The following is an 18,363-nucleotide window of genomic DNA, read 5'->3' on the forward strand; positions in this document are numbered from 1 at the left end:
AAAGTGTCGACTACTTACCCCTCGGTTTGTGTCCCAACAAACTGATTACTACTATAACTTTCCCTTGGAATGTGTCTTCACGGGTCAATCTTCGTGAGTTCTTTTCTTTCATGCAAACAATAATAAAAATATGATTATCCGCTTGTGTACAAGTACGTATATTAAAACACATAAATCATGCTGATAATCGACAACAGACAACAGTTTACGGTCAACTGCTGATGGATTTGAACTGAATACATTATTTTAAGTGGCTACTTGTATGTAGGCGGATATACATAAATAAAAAACACCTTAAACCCATAACCAAATAACCTATGAAAGCACTAAAAACAACAGCCTTGGTTTTCAGTTTGGCTCTTTCAAATTTTGCATTTGGTCAATCAGATCAGATCATTGCGCCAGAAGGCTTTGATAAACCAAGTACAAATAAGCCTCAAGGAGAAGTCAAAGAGTTCATGTATCCTTCCAAAACAGTGGGGGTAGACCGAAAGGCAAATATTTATCTACCACCTAATTTTTCTGAGAATGAAGCTTATCCAGTACTTTACTTGCTACATGGTATAGGTGGGGATGAGCGGGAGTGGCTGGATCAAGGAACTCCAAATGTGATCCTGGACAACCTCTATGCAGACAAAAAGGCAAAACCAATGATCATTGTGATCCCCAATGGTCGGGCGATGAAAAATGATCGAGCAGAAGGAGATATTTTTGGAGCAGAACCAGTGAAGGCTTTTGCTACTTTCGAAGAAGATTTGCTCAAGGATTTGATCCCTTACATAGAGAAAGAATACAAGGTAAAGCCTGGAGTAGAAAATAGGGCTATCGCAGGCCTTTCGATGGGTGGAGGACAGTCTATGAATTTTGGGTTGGGCAATCCAGAGCATTTTGCTTGGATTGGCGCATTCTCTCCAGCTCCGAATACAAAGCGGGGTGAGGATTTGCTGCCAAAACCTGAGGTGACCAAGTCTAATCTGAAGCTTTTGTTTTTGAGTTGTGGAGATAAGGACAATTTGATGAACGTTTCAAATGGCGCCCATGATTATTTAAATAGCAAAGGAATAGCGCATACTTACAGAGTGATTCCAGATCATCACCACAATTTTGAATACTGGAAAAATGAATTGTATTTCTTTGCTCAGGAGATATTTTGATCCACTATTGATGTACATTTATCCACTCTGCAGCTGTTAGGGAGGGTAAATGGATAATTGGAAGAAAGAAGGTTTCGGACATTTAAGGTTTCATCCCAGTCAAATTGATGGAAATCATCTTATTTTATTATAATCTCAATTTTCAAATTTTTAATGTCTTTAACCATTCTCAAGAGTATATAATGATGAGATTTTATTTTAATTTATTCAATTCTCTTCTTTGTACAGCTTTACTTTTCTGTAGTTGTAAAAGTATTTCCAATGAAGTTGATGACAAAAAAGATTTAGTGGCAAAGTATTCTAAAAAGTTGAATTGGAGGATCGTTTTAAAATGTTCCTTGTTTTGTGCTTCACTATTATATTCTTGTGGCAATTCAAAAGACTCTATTCAATTTGCAACTGACTCTTATGAGAACGCAGAAATAATATGTATAGATCCGAGAAAGGATGTCGATAAAGACTATGCTATGAATGCATCTTTGATTGTATCTACAGTGGAATATTTTCCTCTATCTCTACCAGAGAATATGATTATAGGTGAGATAGCGAAAATGATTCATCGCAATGGACATGTTTATATATTCGATCGCCATACGGAATCAATTTTTATATTTACCGATGAAGGAGAATTCGTAAATGCTATCCAAAGAAAAGGAGAGGGACCAGAAGAATATGGTGATATAAAGGATTTTGAAGTTGATCCAGAATCAGGCAATGTTTTGATTTATTCACCAATGAGTCAAAAAATACTCCAGTATGCTATCACAGGGGAATATTTGGGTGCTATGAGAAACAAGGCACACCTTTCCTCATTTTTTCCTATCAGTGATTCTACTATGGCGATGTACAATTCCCGAATGCCAAATGGGCATGTCTTTGAAAGTACTTTTCCAATTCAACCTAGGTTTTTTATCACAAATGAAAAAGAAGAGATTGAAAAGCAAGACTTGGAGTGTGATTATCGGGAACAATTGCTTATGTATCCAGTTGCGGGCTTTGGATTTTATCAAGTTGGGGATTCGTTGAGGCTCATGGAGTCTATCAATGCGGTTGTTTATGGTGTTGATGTAGCCAAGGGAAGAGTATATCCGAGATTTGCATTTGACTTTACCAAAGTCAATCCCCCAAGGTTGTATGATATGGATGCTGATGAGCTTTCATCATTTGTAGAGAATTATAAAAATAAAAAGAAGGGGGATTGGGCATCTCTTTATAAGGTGAATGAAACGGCTGATTATCTGTGTGTCACATATAGTTATGGTGGTTATATGAATACGGCATTTTATTCAAAGCATAGTAAACGATTGATCAACTTAGGGTCGGTTTGGATCAATGATATGGATAAAATTTCCATGCCTTCTGTAGTGACCATAACTTCTGATGGTGGTTTTTTAGGGTACTTTAGCTCACAAAATTTTTCTACTATGGTGAAAAATAATAAAAATAAGCTTTCGCAAAGGATATTGGATTTGGAAAAGAGCCAGAGGGATGCAGAAAGCTTTATCTTGATAAAGTTTACGTTGAAAGATTTTTGATCACTACCAGATAGGTAAATGAAAATATTGATCCGCTCAGTTTTATTAATCAGCTTTGTCCTCCTAGCTATCATCGTCGTGGCATCATGTGGCAGATCTACAGATGTCATCGAGCAGGTTTACTATGATCAAGAGGGTTTTATTGTTTTTGATTTCAATGATCACAATACAGTAGCTATTCTTTATCTATCAGAGTTTGTAAAAGAAATTGAATATATCCCTTTAGAAACAAACTCAGCTTGTTTGATTGGAGAAATTGATAAAGTACTTATTGATAAAAATTTCATCTATGTATTAGATAAGCGAATAGCAAATGCTGCTTTTGTATTTGATATGGAAGGGCGTTTCATAAAACAATTGGGTAGGAAAGGAGAAGCAGAAGGAGAGTATATGGAACTTGGAGAAATGACACTCATTGGTGAAAGTCAGATTATGATATATGACCACATCAGACAGCTAATGGTCGTTTTTGAAAATTTGGAGTATAGTTATACCCAGAAAATAGATTGGAAGTCAAGTAATATCCAGGAGTTAGATGGATATTTTTACCATAACCCATTCTTGGCAAAATATAATGACAAAGGAGCAGGTCCTTATGAGTTATTTATTTCAAATAATGAATCTGTTATCATAGAAAGTCACTTTGAATATCCATCAGTTAGAGATGTTGCATACGAAAAGCGAAATGTATTTAGGTTTTATGATGATTCGGTTTTATTTATTCCACCATTTTACAACAAAGTATTTAGCATCAAAGGGCAAAAAATAAGCCCTAGATACTTTCTGAATTTTGGAGATAAACAGTTACCAATAGAAGATACATATAGCTATGAAGCACTTTCTGATGCTTTGAAAAATTATGGACATATGGGAGATACATTTTTAGAGAATCAACAGCATGTGTTTTTTGAGGCAAGCTATCTTAAGCCTTCCTCCAAATATTGCTTATATAATAAAAAAGAGAGCGTTTTCAAGTTTTCATCAAAAATGATCAATGATGTGGATAGCTTAGTCCATTTTAAATTTGATAATTTCAATGGGGATTTTGCTTATGGTGCATTGAGTCCAGTTGACTTGATAGCGGCTATCACTCAAAAGGAAAATTTGGCAAAGAAAAAACTAGATGATTCTAGACTTAAAATGTCAGAAACTTCAGACAATCCTGTCATTGCAGTTTATCATTTTGTCCGACCTTCTTGATTTAAGCTGTGTTTATAGTTATGATTTAATGATACTTGAAATTTCTCCATTTTAATGTTTTGGCAGTGTTTAGAGATAATAAGAAAAACACAATGGAGCGTGATATAGGTGGTGCTTTCTTGCCTCAAGTAAAAGAGGTGAAGATATTCCTTACGGTTTTTGATGAGGACTTCAACCTGATCTCGGAAGGGGAAGTTCTTGAGTTCAACTAAGAAAGCGTGAAATACTTTGCAAAAGATGGTATGCTTTGGTAAGGGTTTTGGATAATCAAGGACAGGTCACATCTACTTTGCTTATTGGTTTTTACAGTAAGGTGAGGAGTAATGGCATCCGCTATTTGAGGCCTGTTTTGCCTAAAGGGGACTATACAGTGGAACTTGAAGTGACGGGAGAGCAGTCGGTTTGGTACGACAAAAGTAAAAACCGTTTTGGTAGTGATGACTATTTCGTGACTGTAAGAGATATTCTGGTAATGAAATGACTAAATCAATTTTGGAAAGCATATTAAGTAAACTTCCGATTAGATGTTGTATAAAATGAAATATATCTACACAATTATTTTCCTGTTAATATCTGGTGTAAGTCTGGCGCAGGGACCAAGAGAGAAAAAGAATTTTGATTTTGACTGGAAATTTTCGCTTGAAGATGTCACTGAAGCCAAAAAAACTGATTTTGATGACAGCAATTGGCAGAAAGTTCAGTTGCCGCACGACTGGAGTATTAAGCAACAGGTATCAAGAGAAAATGCCGGTAAAGGCTGGATGGAAGGTGCAATGGGATTTTTCCCTGGAGGTATTGGATGGTACCGCAAAAGCTTTACGGTCCCCGGAACCTATAAGAACAGAAAAGTTGTCATTCAATTTGACGGAGTTTACCACCAAAGCGATGTGTATATCAATGGGAAGCATTTAGGGTTTCACCCTTACGGTTACACTACATTTGAATATGACCTGAGCCCCTACTTAAACTATGGAGGAGAGAATTTGATTTCCGTGAGAGTGGACCATAGCGACAGCCCTTCATCCCGTTGGTATTCAGGCTCGGGAATTTACAGGCATGTTTGGCTAAAAGTGACTGATCAGGTACATGTCGCCACATGGGGGACTTACATCACCACTCCGGATATTTCTGGGAAGGAAGCTAAAGTCAATATCGCTACGACTATTGATAACGCTACTCAAAGCCCGGCGGAAGTTTTGGTGGAAAACCGGATTGTTGACGAGCAGGGAAAGAAAGTTGCAGAGGGAAAGTCTAAACTTGAGATCGGTAAATCAAAGCAAGAAACGCTACAGCAATCTTTAAAACTCCGTGAACCCCGGCTTTGGTCAATAGAAGAACCATACTTATATAAGATGGAAACCACCGTAAAAGTAAACGGTAAAACGGTGGATAGTTACACCACTCCGTTTGGTGTCAGGGAAATAAGGTTCGATCCAGATAAGGGCTTTTTCCTCAATGGAAAGAATATCAAAATGAAGGGCATGAACCTTCACCCGGATGCCGGATCTTTGGGTACAGCAGTGCCCGACAAGTCATACCTGCGCAGGCTTCAAATACTCAAGGAATATGGAGTCAATGCTATCCGTTGCTCCCATAATCCTCCCTCTTCGGAGTTTCTGGACATGTGCGATAGCCTGGGCTTTGTCGTGATTGATGAAGCATTTGATAAATGGAAAAGCATGTATTATGAGAAATACTTTGAGGACTGGTGGCAGTGCGATATGGAGGCTATGATCCTTCGAGATCGGAACCACCCTTCTATTGTTCTTTGGAGCATCGGAAACGAAACAGATGAACAGTACGATATAAGTGGGGAAGGTACAGCGCGTGCCATTATGCTAAGGGATTATGTCCATGGTCTGGATCCCAGCCGGTTGGTTACGGCAGCACTTCGGCCAGATCAGGAGAGAAGGCATAATATAAATGATTTTGCTCAAAGCCTGGATGTGGTTGGCTACAATTACCAGGAACCATGGTTGAAGGATGAAAAAGAACAATTTCCAGATCGGATTATCTACGTATCTGAAGCCTTTTCTTATTATCGCGGAAGAAAAGATAAGTTCAAAGCTTTTGACCCTGTTAATCCGTGGTATGATGTGGCAAACAATGATTTTGTGTTTGGCCAGTTCCTTTGGCCTGGGGTTGATTATTTGGGTGAAAGTAGAGGGTGGCCCAGCATCGGGCGAGTGAATGGTCTTTTTGATGTCTGCATGTTTGAAAAACCTGCTGCTGCATTTCACCGGTCCGTCTGGAACGATGAACCCATGGTAAGGATCGCAGTAGCCGATCAGTCATTGGATATGGACACAGGAAAACCTCACTGGAGCTGGCCTTTTCTGGCAGATCACTGGAATTTTCCCCAATACGAAGGGCACATCATCAAGGTAGAAACTACCACCAACTGCGATAGCGTAGAGGTAATCCTGAATGACGAATCTTTAGGTATTCGAAAAACCACTGATTTTCCAAACAATACAATTGAATGGCATGTCCCTTATGAAAAAGGCAAAATCGTAGCCAAAGGATACATGACTGGTCGGGAAGTAGCTTCTTATGAGTTGAAAACGGCCGGAAAACCTGCACAAATCCTACTGTCGGCAGATCGTACACAAATTTCCGCTGATGGCCAGGATTTGTCTCACATAGCGATCAGGATTGTGGATGAGAAAGGCGTGGTAGTTCCGGATGCGGACCGGACAATTACGGTAGAAGTATCCGGAAAAGGAAAGCTATTAGGTCTGGACAACGGAGACCTGAGAGACCCTTTTACCGGGAACTCCATTTCAACCTATTTCGGAAAAGCCCTGCTTACTGTTCAGTCTGACCGATCAAAAGGGCATATAACGGTAATTGTAAGATCTGAAGGTCTTCCGGAGACAATCTTTCGAATAACAACAGAATAACATGAAACTTACCGCAAACTCTAAATGCCTGATTTTCATGTTGGTTTTTGTGTTTTTGACATCAGGCATGTCATGGGGACAAAGTAGGGAGTCATTTGTCATTGCTTCGCCACAGACAACATCTCAGATAATTTTGGACAAGGGAGAGGAGTTGGTAGTCAATACAGCGGCAGAAGTATTTGCCAAGGATGTTTTCAATGTTTCTGGGGCATTACCTCAAATAGTACAAGCTGGATCGGCCAAATACCAGATAAAGGCAGGCACTTTGGGGGTAAACAATTCATTTGATCGGGAGTGCAGGGAATCAGGAATTGAGATAGATGCCCTCAGACCAAAATGGGAAGCTTATTGCATCAAAGGGAAAATAGATGCTGCCAATGGAAACAAGATACTGTATGTGGTGGGAAGTAATCCTAGGGGGACTGCGTATGGATTGATGGAATTAAGTAGGATGATAGGAGTTTCTCCATGGTATTGGTGGGCAGATGTGCCTGTCAAAAAGATGATGACTTTAGAAATTTCGGATAATGTATTTATCGAAGATTCACCCTCAGTAAAATACAGGGGGATTTTTCTCAATGATGAAGGTTGGGGCTTGTGGCCATGGGCCAAAAAAACCTTTGATCCAGAATTTGGGGATATTGGACCAAAGACATATGAAAAAATATTTGAATTGATGCTTCGTTTGCGGGCGAACCATATTTGGCCTGCGATGCATCCCAATACAAAATCATTTCAGTTGGTGGCAGAGAATAGGGAAGTGGCCAAAAAATTCGGAATCGTGGTGGGCTCAAGTCATGCTGAGCCTTTACTATTCAACAATGCCGGCCCGGAATGGGACTCCAGACGTGATGGTCCTTGGGATTATAACCGGAATAAAAACAAGATATTGGAAGTCCTCGAAAAACAAGTCGAAAATGCGAGTGCCTTCGAAAACATCTATACGATGGGCTTAAGGGGAATCCATGATTCGAAAATGCAAGGCATTGACTCCCCGGAAGAAGGAGCTGTCCTTTTGGAAAAGATATTTGAAGAACAGCGGAGCTCCGGTTTCAGGTACTGGACCTTGGTGGTAAAAAGTTCTGGATCCACTATAAACTACGGGTCATAAGTTAAACTAATGACCCGTTAAAAATCAGCAATTAATTTAATTTATGAGATATTTGATTTTATTAATCTTTCTTTCCTGTTCTGGAAAATCTGATCAGAATTCATGTGGCTATTTTTCAGAGCATGAGATTTCTATTGACACAATTCGAATTGAGGCAAATAATGAGATTTTGTATTTGAAAGGGGATATAATAGGTGCGGATGTAAGTAAAGACAAGAAATATCTCTACAATTTTAATCCATACGACCATACACTTGAGGAAATTAATTTAAATGAACATAGGTTAGATTGTAAAATCCCCTTTGACAGGGAAGGCCCAAATGGTACAGGTCAAATTACAAGTAGAATTCAAGTTTACGGAAAAGATAAAATTGTAATTCAAGGCAATGTTTTTTCAATGGATGGACAAAAGTTAACATCTGTAAACCCAAGAGATCTGTTATTAAATTGGGCTAATGGAGATTATCCTATTTCAAAGCCAATCTTTAATGATGAAATGGATAAACTTTTTACGGTGATCAATGATTTTGAAAATAAGAGAAATGTTTTAGGGATTATTGACATAGCAGACCAAGAGGTTTACGAGATACCGTTGGATAATTTCAAAGACTTCAAAAATTTTACTTTTACATTGCAGGGTGGAAGTGGAAGTGTGAGAACAACACCAAACCTTGACATGGATAAATTCGATTCAAAATTAGTAGTCTCCAACCAAGTAACGAGTACATTATTGGTGTATGATATTTCTTTAGATACCATGCATACAAAAAAATACCAGACCTCCTTATTTAATAATGAAAAGATAAATTCATATAAATTAACCCATGAAATTGAAGCTTGGGAAGATTACCAACTAGAGTATTCAAGATTTTATCAAGAAATAAATTTTCTAGCTCCATTTTGGGATGAGAAAAACCAAATCTATTATAGATTTTCTTTTAAAGAATTACCAACTGCCTCTAAAACAGTTGATCATATAAAATGTAAAGTTTACATCACAGCTTTGGACAAAGATTTTAACTTATTGGGTGAAATTGAAGTCCCAAAATTCACAAAAATCCCTATTGAAGGTACGTTTAGGAAATTCCCTAAACATTTTGCCAAAGATGGTAATATCTGGATTTTTGAGAATCTTATGGATGAAATGGGTTTCGTCAGAATAAACTTGAGTGAATCCTAAAATGTACTATATTGCAAACTGAATAACTAAAAGACCTGATATTACATCTATCAAAATGAATAAGATTCTGAGCTTATTTTTTTAAGTAATTCAAAAATATGGCAACAAGCACACCATTCTGCAGATACCAAATTTGGTTTTAAAACTTAATTTTATGAATCAAACCAGAACCCTTTCTCTACTTCTATTTGTACTCCTCTTTTCTTGCGGGCAAAAAGCGACAGATGATTTACAAAAAAACTTTTCCTATAAGCTGGACACAGTTCTGGTTGACTCCAAAGGGAAAAATCTGGATCTGACCAGATATATAACCAATTCAGATTTGGACGTTCAAGAAAGCGTTATCTATTTGTTCAATAAGTTTGATCATTCAATTGATGAAGTCAACTTGGATAAGCTTGAATATGTACAAAGCATCCCTTTTGAAAAAGAAGGCCCAAATGGCACTAGCTATATCAATTATATCTATGCGCTGGAGGATGACTTATTTTTTATCAAAGGGTCTGCTAAATCTGGAGTTTTCAATAAAAATGGGAGCATCCTGCAAAGTGCGGATTGGTCGAAAATAAATGGTGGGGAGGGTTTTCAAATGCTCAGAAACGAATTGGTATTGGAATATAGCGATTCTATGAAGGTTTTTGGATTAGCTTATGACTTAGATAGGAATGTTTATCTCGATGTTTTGTCCACTAGCGATAACACGAAAAATCGATTTGACATTGATCTAGAAAAGGCATATCAAGACAATGTTTTGGAACTTGATGATTCCGGAAACTATTTCTATATAGATCCCATGGTTCATCTTAAGGCAGAAAATGGTCATGCCATAGTCAGTCATGATTTTTCCAATGAAATTTACATCTTCAATACATCAGGGGAGCTTGTGAAAAAAGTCAGCTATGAGCCAACCATGACCCCTAAAAGTGTCAAGCAGATTGATAAAAAAGAGATCGTTTCAAGAGATGTTATAGAAAATACTTATCAGGGTTTTTTGGAGCAAATCAAATTCAGTGCTCCAGTTTGGGATAAATTAAATAAGAGGTATCTGCGCTTATCTGCCCAAAGGGTGTTTACTGATACTAAATTGGAAAATGCTTTCTTGCCTCAAGTAAAAGAGACGAAGATATTCCTTACGGTTTTTGATGAGGACTTCAACCTGATCTCGGAAGGGGAAGTTCTTGAGTTCAACTCAGAAAGCGTGAAATACTTTGCAAAAGATGGTATGCTTTGGTTCTTTACAAATGTGGATGACGAGTTGGGTTTCGTAAGGCTGAGCTTGGGAAATTAATGCCTCACTCAGGGCGGGAATCCCTCGCCTTTAGGCGAAGACTCTAGTGTATTTTTCTTTGTGAACTTGGTGTTTTTACTTGGTGATCCTTGTGGTAAAAATTAAACCACTAAGATCACCAAGTTTTTCACAAAGAACACTAAGTCTCGGATGCACTTTAGTAGCCTTTAGGCGAAACCAAACGTATCGGACTTTAGCCGATAGTAGTTTAGTCTCCACAAGCTTGTCTAATTCTCCTGCAATCCGCCCAAAAAATTCCGTATAACTTGATTCTTGCAGGGACTGTGTTGGCTTTGCTCAGGCTTTCTGAAGATCGTATTGTTAAGCTTTTTTTTCGGGGAGTGGTTGCCCTCCATCTTTTTTGCCCCTGTTTTGATGTTAAATCCATCTTGTCATAAGGGTTGTTTTTGAAAGAATAAGCCTATAATGGTACGTTAGCTAACTTCCTGCAGATGGTTGATTAAATTCAAACCTTAATATTTAGTGGAATTTGGTGAAAGTTTGCTTTTTCAGTAAATAAGTTTTAGTTTTAATGAAAACAAAAAAACTCAACCTTCGGGATGAAAGCTACGAAGTATAGCCTTTTGGTCTTATCAAGGAGCTTTATGTCTTACCTCATAGCATTTCTTTTTATGTATTCTTTAAATTTTGAAAATATGAAACTGTCTACCTTTCCAATTTTGTTTGCCCTCTTCATATTGATTTCATTTTCATGTCAACAGGGGAGTGTAGAAGAAAATAGTCAAGTTTTAACTTATTCCGTAGATACAGTTATCATAGATTCGAAAGGTAGAATTTTGGATGTGTCGGGGTATATGGTTGTTTCAGATCTGGATGATCATAAAGGAACCTTTTTTCTGTACAATCATCATGATCTTTCCATTGATGAAATCAACCTCGATAAGAAAGAGTTTGTCAAAACAGTTTCCTTGGATGCTGAAGGTCCCAATGGTGTAGGACCGTATATATTTGGGCTACAGTTTTTAGGGGATAACCTTTTGTTTGCCAAATCAGTACCATTTTCCTCAGTCGTCGATAGAAATGGTCATGTGGTTCAAAAGGTGAATTGGCTTACCACGAAGGATACGAATGGTATCCAGTTTGAAACCCCTCCGCCGAGATCAGAGTTGGTGGTGAACACTAAGGATTGGACGGTAGTTGGAACCAATCTTGACTTTAGGAAAAAGACTGCTTTTTTGGTTTTTTTTTCAGTCAAGGATAATCAGGTGAAAAATATAGATATAGATCCTAAGAATTCATTCAAAAATTATTTTTTGAGTGCTGATAACAGCTTTTATGATCCTTGGGTATTCCTTTGTTCTGATGAAAATCACATTTCCGTAAGCCATCTATATTCCAATGAAATAATCTTGTTAAATACAGAAGGTGAGATCGTTAAAGTAGTCAATTACGAACCAAAAATGACACCCAGTAGGGCGGATGTTCCCGAAACTTTGACGGGTACGCGCCAAGAAATTGGTAAGGAACAACAAAAACTTCTGGAGCAAGTCCGTTTTCAGGCACCGGTGTGGGATAGCAAACACAAGCGCTACTTCCGTTTGTCCGCAAAACGGATCTTCACGGACGAATCAGGAAATGTTGAAAATTCCCGACTTTCTAGGACTCAGGTTTTTTTGTCCGTGTTCGATGCAGAGTTTAACCTTATTTCGGAAATGGAACTTGTGGAGTTGTATGACGAGAATTACAAGTATTTTGCCAAAGACGGGAAGCTCTGGGTGTGTCAGAATTTCTTGGATGAACTTGGCTTTCTTGTGTTTGATTTTTAAAATATATTCACCAATTATTTCTAAATCCATGTCTATGGTTACATGATTTATTGGTTAGTCCTGCAACTGATAATGAATTATTTACAACTCAGGTGGCATTCAAATCAACTATAGGCTAAAAGTATATCTGGAAGAGTTCGGTACAAAAGTGATTTTATCAAATGAAGTAACGAATACGCTAATGTGGTAAGATGATGGGTTGGATTCTTAGTTTATAAAATCATACGATTGCCAAATACTATAGGAATTAAAATTTTAATAAAATGAAAATGCTAATTGTACACATTCTATGACATACAACTCCCGCTTTTCATAGACTCCGCAACTGTAGGACTAAAGCAGTTTTCAAAAAAATATTCATCGAACCGACTTTCTAATATGAAATACACTAATTTGATTTTGCTGGTTTTTTCCATTTCCCTGTATACGAATTGTGGAAATAAAAGTGATGTAGATTCGACAGCGGTTACCAATATTGTTGAGATCCATAAGGATTTTTTGTTTGGTGATTCGCCGGAATTTCAGATTGAAATTCTGGACACCATAAACCTTGAGGCTCCGGGAAATCCTGCACTTACCACCATCCAGGACTTAGCCTTCTCACAGCACTTTTTTCTCCTATTGGACAGAATACAGGGACTTTTAAAATTTGACAACAGTGGTAATATCCTACGGACAATCGGTGAAAAGGGAGAAGGACCTGAAGAATATATTATGCCCTATGCTATTCACTTGGATGAAAAGGAAAATGTTGTCCTTGTGGCAGATTGGGAGAAAAGGATTGTTATCTCCTATGACCTTGAGGGAAGCTTTAAAAGCTCAAGTCAAAGATTACCAGCGCACCCGATCTCTTTTTACAAAGATGATGATAACCTATTGGTAATTCAGGAAACCTTGAATGGTTCCAAAGAAAAAACCCGTCAGGTTTTGGTAAGTTCGATTGAACCAAAAAACCTTGAAGTCAAACATCAGGAAAGCCCACTTTACGGCTATCATTCAAATTACACAACTATCAATTCAATCCCCAGGATATTAAGTTGGGTAAAAAACACAAGCTTGTTTTATTTGCCAATTATTTGGGGAGACATATCATCCCATAGTGGCACGGATACGATCTTTAGAAAAGTGGATGATGACCTGGTCCCGGAATACCTGCTTGATTTGACAGGATTTGACAAGACACTTCAGTTGGGAATAAACCATGTCGTGTTGTCCGATAGTTATGCGTTTTTGCGTATTGTATATGACAATCGTTCCTATTATGTGGTAATTGATTTGGAGAACAACCGCCCCCTGATTCATTTAAGGCAACTATTTGGTAGGGAGTTGACAGAAGAAATCATTCCAAAGCCATTGAAAGGGGATCTGTTTTATTCCATATTACGTGACGAGGAAAATACAGTGGAGAAAAATCCACTGATTGTGTTTTATCGTTTGATATCTGCCCATAATTAGATTATTCGATTGAAGTATTGCATTTTGGAAGCAAGCAAATGAACTTTCCAATGAGAGAGTATGGGTTTCCTATGATAATTTGCTTTCAAAAATGCTGATTCCAAGATACTGGGTTTTATCACCAAATTGTTGTTAAATTTGAATCTTCCGCAAAGCTTGTTTTGCGGAAGATTTTGATTTCAAATGTGAAAGAGAGGATGATACCAAAGATATATTGCCTTATTGTTTTTTTGATGCTTCTTGATCTTTGTGCCAATGCCCAATACACTAATTTAAGGTTTGAGAATTTTTCCACAGTAGAAGGTTTGTCCAGCAGCACCTGTGTTGAGATATTTCAAGATAGCGAGGGCTTCCTATGGTTTGGGACCATTGATGGGCTGAATAGATACGATGGTTACGGGTTTGAAGTGTTCAGGCCTGTTTTGAATGATGCAAATTCGATAAGCAACAACAGGATCAATTCAATTGTAGAAGATAGCAGGGGCAATCTGTGGATAGGAACGGGAAATGGGCTCAATGTATTTGACAGGGAGACAGAGGGATTCCATAGAATTGAATTGCACAAAAGGAGGGCCAGTTCCAATGATACAAGAAATGTGGTCAACGACCTTTTTTACGATGCTGAGCATGAACATTTATGGGTAGCTACCAAAAATGGTTTAAGCCTGCTCAATTTGGGTGATGTTTCATCAAAGTCGTATACGAACCTGCTCTCGGGACATTATATCTCAAAGGCCAATGATCCTTTTTCTATAGATGACAATAATGTGACCAGTATTTTGAAGGATAAAGAGGGGGCTATTTGGATTGGTACAGATGGGCGGTACTTAAACAAGTATATACCGGAAACTGATAATTTCGAAAGAGTCCTTGTAGATGTCCCCAGTTCCTTTGACCTTGACCATCTCCCGAAGGTGGTTATGATTGACAATGGAGGGGATTTTTGGATAGGAAATGACCTTTCTCGATTGATCTTGTGGGATAGGAAAACCAACCGGTTTGTGAGTATCAATCCAGTGAACCATCATGTCCCGATCTTTGATATCTATCAGGATAAGAAAGGTATGATATGGCTTGTCACAGATGGTTTTGGTATATTTCTTTATGACAAACAAAGTGGACTTGTCCAACATATAGAACATAACCCTTCGGATCCTTTTTCTCTTCCCAACAATCAGGTGTCCACGATTTTGGAAGATAGGGACGGTATTTTTTGGATTGCTACTTACAATAAAGGGGTCAGTAAACTGGCACTTTCCAAGTCAATATTTGGACATTATTTTTACCAGCCCGGGAATCCAAATACCTTAAGCACACAGATTGCCCAATCGGTATTACAGGATAGCAAAGGAAACATTTGGATAGGTACTGATGGAGGAGGGCTGAATCTTTTTGAGGAAAATAGCAATACTTTTACACATTTCAGGTCAAAACCCGGAGATCCAAATACCTTGAGCTCTGACAAAATATTGTACTTGCTTGAAAGTTTTGATGGGAAACTGTGGGTCTGTACCTGGGATGGTGGCCTGAACAAGTTTGATCCGACTACAGGAAAGTCAAAGTTTTATAAACACACACCGGAAAACCCAAACAGCATAGGTCAGAATACAGTCTGGTGTGCTGCCGAGGATAGTTCGCATCGGGTTTGGCTGGGAACCCAATCGGCTGGCCTAAATTTATTCAACCCGAGCACAGGACATTTCAGCAAGTTTACCCATTCTCCGGGAGACAGCACTAGCATAATGAGCAACTTTGTCTTTTCTGTTTTTATAGATTCCAAGCAACGGTTGTTTGTAGGGACTGCCCTTGGGCTGAATGTTGTAGACTTGGACAAGCTGGATGGTTACATACCTTCCAATATACGATTTGAGGAAATAAGGCAACCGAATCTTCATGGAAACCGCGTTAACTATATCACAGAAGACAGTAGTGGGAATATTTGGATCGGTACTGATTTGGGCTTGCACAAACTCAACAACAGTCTTCAACTGATAAAATCCTATTCTACCCAAGATGGATTGTCCAATAACCTTGTCCTAGGCATAGTTGAAGACAAGGACAGATTCATGTGGATCACCACCAAAAGTGGCCTGTCACGTTTGGATCCTGATTCCCATGGTTTCAAAAATTTCAATATCCATGATGGTTTGCAGGGGATGGAGTTCCAAAGCAAGTCGATTGACAAGACCAGAGACGGTAGGATTATTGCCGGAGGGATTAACGGCTTCAATATTTTCCACCCAGAAGAAATACATCAGGGAACTGAAAAAGTTACCCCCATTATTACGGAATTTCGATTACTGAATAAGCAAGTGAGCGCTGGGGACACTGTCAATAACAGAATACTGTTAAAACAATCTATTGCCAACACAAAAAAGCTTGAGCTGAAACACTACGAAGGCCATGTTCAGTTTTCTTTTGTCGCACTGAACTATCAGAATCCTGAACGCATCCATTATGCATATCGCATGAAAGGGCTGGATGAGTCATTCATTGGAGTTGGACAGAACCGGACAGCAAATTATTCCAACTTGTCTCCGGGAAACTATGTATTTGAGGTAAAGGCTGCGGAGGATGGTTTATGGGGCGAGGCAACCGTAACCAGTATTATTATTTCTGTACTGCCTCCACCTTGGAAGACTTGGTGGGCATATACAATATATGTGATATTGTTGATCTTGGCTTTTTGGCTGGCAATCAGGTATTATACCCGCTTGGTAAAAGATGAAAAAGAGCGCGAGTTGGATCAAATGAAACTACGTTTTTTCATCAATGTTTCCCATGAATTCAGGACTCCTCTTACACTTATACTTAATCCGGTGGATAAGATCCTCTCGGCATTCAATGATCCCGAAGAAGTGAAGACTTCAGCCTATACCATCCAAAGAAGTGCTAGAAGATTGTTGAATTTGGTCAATCAGCTTCTTGATTTGAGAAAGATGGATCTGGGAAAAGAGCGGTTGCATACACTGAATGGGGATATTTTGAAATTCGGCAAGGATATTTTCTTATTGTTTGAGGATCTTGCCAACCTAAAAAACATTGATTTCAGGTTTGAAAGTGGTTTGAAAGAACTTCCTGCTATTTTTGATCCGGACAAGATCGAAAAAATCATCACCAATCTGCTTTCCAATGCACTCAAGTTTACCGAACCCGGGGGAAAAGTGGTTCTATCCATTTCCAAGCTGGGTCATGAAAACCGACATCAAAAGCTCAATATTTTTAAGCGGTCGACAACCCAGGAGATCATTGAAATCCGGGTCAAAGATACAGGTATAGGCTTTAAAAGAGAACATCTGAAAGATGTGTTCAGTAGGTTTTTTCATGTCGATAGTACCAAGACAGGCACAGGTATCGGGTTGAATTTTACCAAAGGGCTCGTGGAACTACACGGTGGTGAAATCCTGGTGGAAAGTGAATATCAGATCGGCAGTACTTTTATAGTCCGCCTTCCCTTAGAGCCAAAACTGAAGAAAAATCAAAAAAGCAAAATGGAAAGCATGGAAGTGGAAACCTACGGGTTTGACTTGAATGCAGTAAAATCGACAGAGTACGAGCTTTCGATTTCGGACAATGGAAAATCGGTGGAGACTGAGGATTTGACAAAGGGAACAACTGAAAGTGGGGGCAGGCCGGTTGTATTGATAGTCGAAGACAACAGGGAACTCAGGATACACCTGAAAAAGGAATTGAGTCGGAATTTTAAAGTCAGGGAAGCCAACAATGGAGCGGTGGGGCTTGAAAAAGTGTCCAAACTTTATCCTGATGTCATTATCAGTGATGTGATGATGCCGGAAATGGACGGGTTTGAGCTGTGCAGAAGGGTAAAAACAAATTTTGAAACCTGCCATATCCCGGTAGTCCTGCTTACAGCCAGAAGCCTGGAAGAGGACAGGATTGAGGGTTACAATACAGGCGCAGACGAATATTTGCCAAAGCCTTTTAATATCAATGTACTCCAGGCAAGGATTTTCAATTTACTGGAATCAAAAAAGAGGCTCAGGGACAAGTTTACTTCCGTCGGTGGCGTTTTGCCTTCCAGTGAGCTGACGACCAACAACCTGGATGAGGTTTTTCTAGATAAGGCTACCAAAGTAGTGCTTGAGAATATTGATAACCAAGATTACAGCCTGGATGAGCTTCTTGTTGAAATTGGCATCAGCCGGTCACAATTCTACAGGAAAATCAATTCCCTTACTGGGCAAAACCCCAGCAAATTCATCCGAACCATACGGCTGAAGTATGCTTCCGAACTGCTGTTGCAAAAACAGTATACTGTCAAAGAAATAGCATATATGTCTGGGTTCAATTCTACAGCCTATTTTGGAAAGACCTTCCGGGAATTGTTCGGCCAGACTCCCAACCAGTTTGTGGAAGCAAATGACAATCAATAGGAATGTGGCTTTAGCCAAAATTGAAAGACATCATTCAAGAAGATGGATTTGGTTTGGCTAAAGCCGGGGAAGATTTGGATTTATTTTTTCTCCAGCAATAGCAGGAGGCGATTAATGGGAATGAATGATTTTTTCTGCCAATGGTAACCAAATTCCCGAAGGATTTGACAGTCCTTCTTTTCACACACTCTTCTTCGGTACTCCATGCATTATACCATATGACTTGCATGTTGTTTTTTGGTTAGAAAATCCGATTTTCCTTCCAGAAGCTTATAAATCAGCTCTTTTGAATGAAAATGGATCATGGTTTATCAATCTTGAATTTTAATTTATATCCCCAAAATTGATTTCTCCCT

Annotated in this window: 13 protein-coding genes; 12 read left to right on the plus strand and 1 reads right to left on the minus strand. The window is 38.7% G+C overall.

The annotated features are described in order from the left end of the window. Window positions 1–317: 317 nt before the first annotated feature. The 9 genes from ACFSKL_RS08115 (at window position 318) to ACFSKL_RS08155 (ending at window position 10,371) form a co-directional block, all read left to right on the plus strand. Window positions 318–1,154 carry an alpha/beta hydrolase gene (locus ACFSKL_RS08115; RefSeq protein WP_376885178.1) on the plus strand — a complete coding sequence of 279 codons (837 nt, stop codon included), beginning with the start codon at window positions 318–320 and terminating at the stop codon, window positions 1,152–1,154. Window positions 1,155–1,261: 107 nt separating this feature from the next. Continuing rightward, complete coding sequence (locus ACFSKL_RS08120) at window positions 1,262–2,689, plus strand: 6-bladed beta-propeller (protein WP_376885180.1); 1,428 nt, start codon at window positions 1,262–1,264, stop codon at window positions 2,687–2,689. Window positions 2,690–2,707: 18 nt separating this feature from the next. Further along, window positions 2,708–3,889, plus strand: coding sequence for a 6-bladed beta-propeller (locus ACFSKL_RS08125; protein WP_376885182.1), 1,182 nt, complete (start codon window positions 2,708–2,710; stop codon window positions 3,887–3,889). A gap of 65 nt (window positions 3,890–3,954) precedes the next feature. After that, entirely contained in the window at window positions 3,955–4,101 is a 147-nt protein-coding gene (locus tag ACFSKL_RS08130; RefSeq protein ID WP_376885183.1) for a hypothetical protein, read from the plus strand. Between the two features lie 35 nt (window positions 4,102–4,136). Next, complete coding sequence (locus ACFSKL_RS08135; protein ID WP_376885185.1) at window positions 4,137–4,370, plus strand: hypothetical protein; 234 nt, start codon at window positions 4,137–4,139, stop codon at window positions 4,368–4,370. A 55-nt stretch (window positions 4,371–4,425) separates the two neighbouring features. Continuing rightward, on the plus strand, window positions 4,426–6,792 hold the full coding sequence (locus ACFSKL_RS08140; protein ID WP_376885187.1) for a glycoside hydrolase family 2 TIM barrel-domain containing protein: 2,367 nt from the start codon (window positions 4,426–4,428) through the stop codon (window positions 6,790–6,792). A gap of 1 nt (window position 6,793) precedes the next feature. Continuing rightward, complete coding sequence (locus tag ACFSKL_RS08145) at window positions 6,794–7,903, plus strand: glycosyl hydrolase 115 family protein (protein WP_376885188.1); 1,110 nt, start codon at window positions 6,794–6,796, stop codon at window positions 7,901–7,903. A 43-nt stretch (window positions 7,904–7,946) separates the two neighbouring features. Next, entirely contained in the window at window positions 7,947–9,083 is a 1,137-nt protein-coding gene (locus ACFSKL_RS08150) for a DUF4221 family protein (RefSeq protein WP_376885190.1), read from the plus strand. A gap of 154 nt (window positions 9,084–9,237) precedes the next feature. Then, a complete protein-coding gene (locus ACFSKL_RS08155) occupies window positions 9,238–10,371 on the plus strand; it encodes a DUF4221 family protein (RefSeq protein WP_376885192.1) in 1,134 nt (377 codons plus the stop codon). A gap of 227 nt (window positions 10,372–10,598) precedes the next feature. On the opposite strand, the gene ACFSKL_RS08160 is transcribed toward ACFSKL_RS08155, so the two are convergent. Next, window positions 10,599–10,727 carry a DUF1456 family protein gene (locus tag ACFSKL_RS08160; RefSeq protein ID WP_376885193.1) on the minus strand — a complete coding sequence of 43 codons (129 nt, stop codon included), beginning with the start codon at window positions 10,725–10,727 and terminating at the stop codon, window positions 10,599–10,601. Window positions 10,728–11,027: 300 nt separating this feature from the next. On the opposite strand from ACFSKL_RS08160, the gene ACFSKL_RS08165 reads away from it, so the two are divergent. From ACFSKL_RS08165 to ACFSKL_RS08175, 3 genes are all read left to right on the plus strand, one after another. Next, on the plus strand, window positions 11,028–12,158 hold the full coding sequence (locus ACFSKL_RS08165) for a DUF4221 family protein (RefSeq protein WP_376885195.1): 1,131 nt from the start codon (window positions 11,028–11,030) through the stop codon (window positions 12,156–12,158). 378 nt (window positions 12,159–12,536) lie between these two features. Next, window positions 12,537–13,613: a 6-bladed beta-propeller gene (locus ACFSKL_RS08170; protein WP_376885197.1), complete on the plus strand. Its 1,077-nt coding sequence runs from the start codon at window positions 12,537–12,539 to the stop codon at window positions 13,611–13,613. Between the two features lie 197 nt (window positions 13,614–13,810). Continuing rightward, window positions 13,811–18,007, plus strand: a complete 4,197-nt coding sequence (locus ACFSKL_RS08175; RefSeq protein ID WP_376885199.1) for a hybrid sensor histidine kinase/response regulator transcription factor — start codon at window positions 13,811–13,813, stop codon at window positions 18,005–18,007. Window positions 18,008–18,363 lie beyond the last annotated feature (356 nt).

This window comes from Belliella marina (genome assembly GCF_042682445.1).
Taxonomy (GTDB): Bacteria; Bacteroidota; Bacteroidia; order Cytophagales; family Cyclobacteriaceae; genus Belliella; species Belliella marina.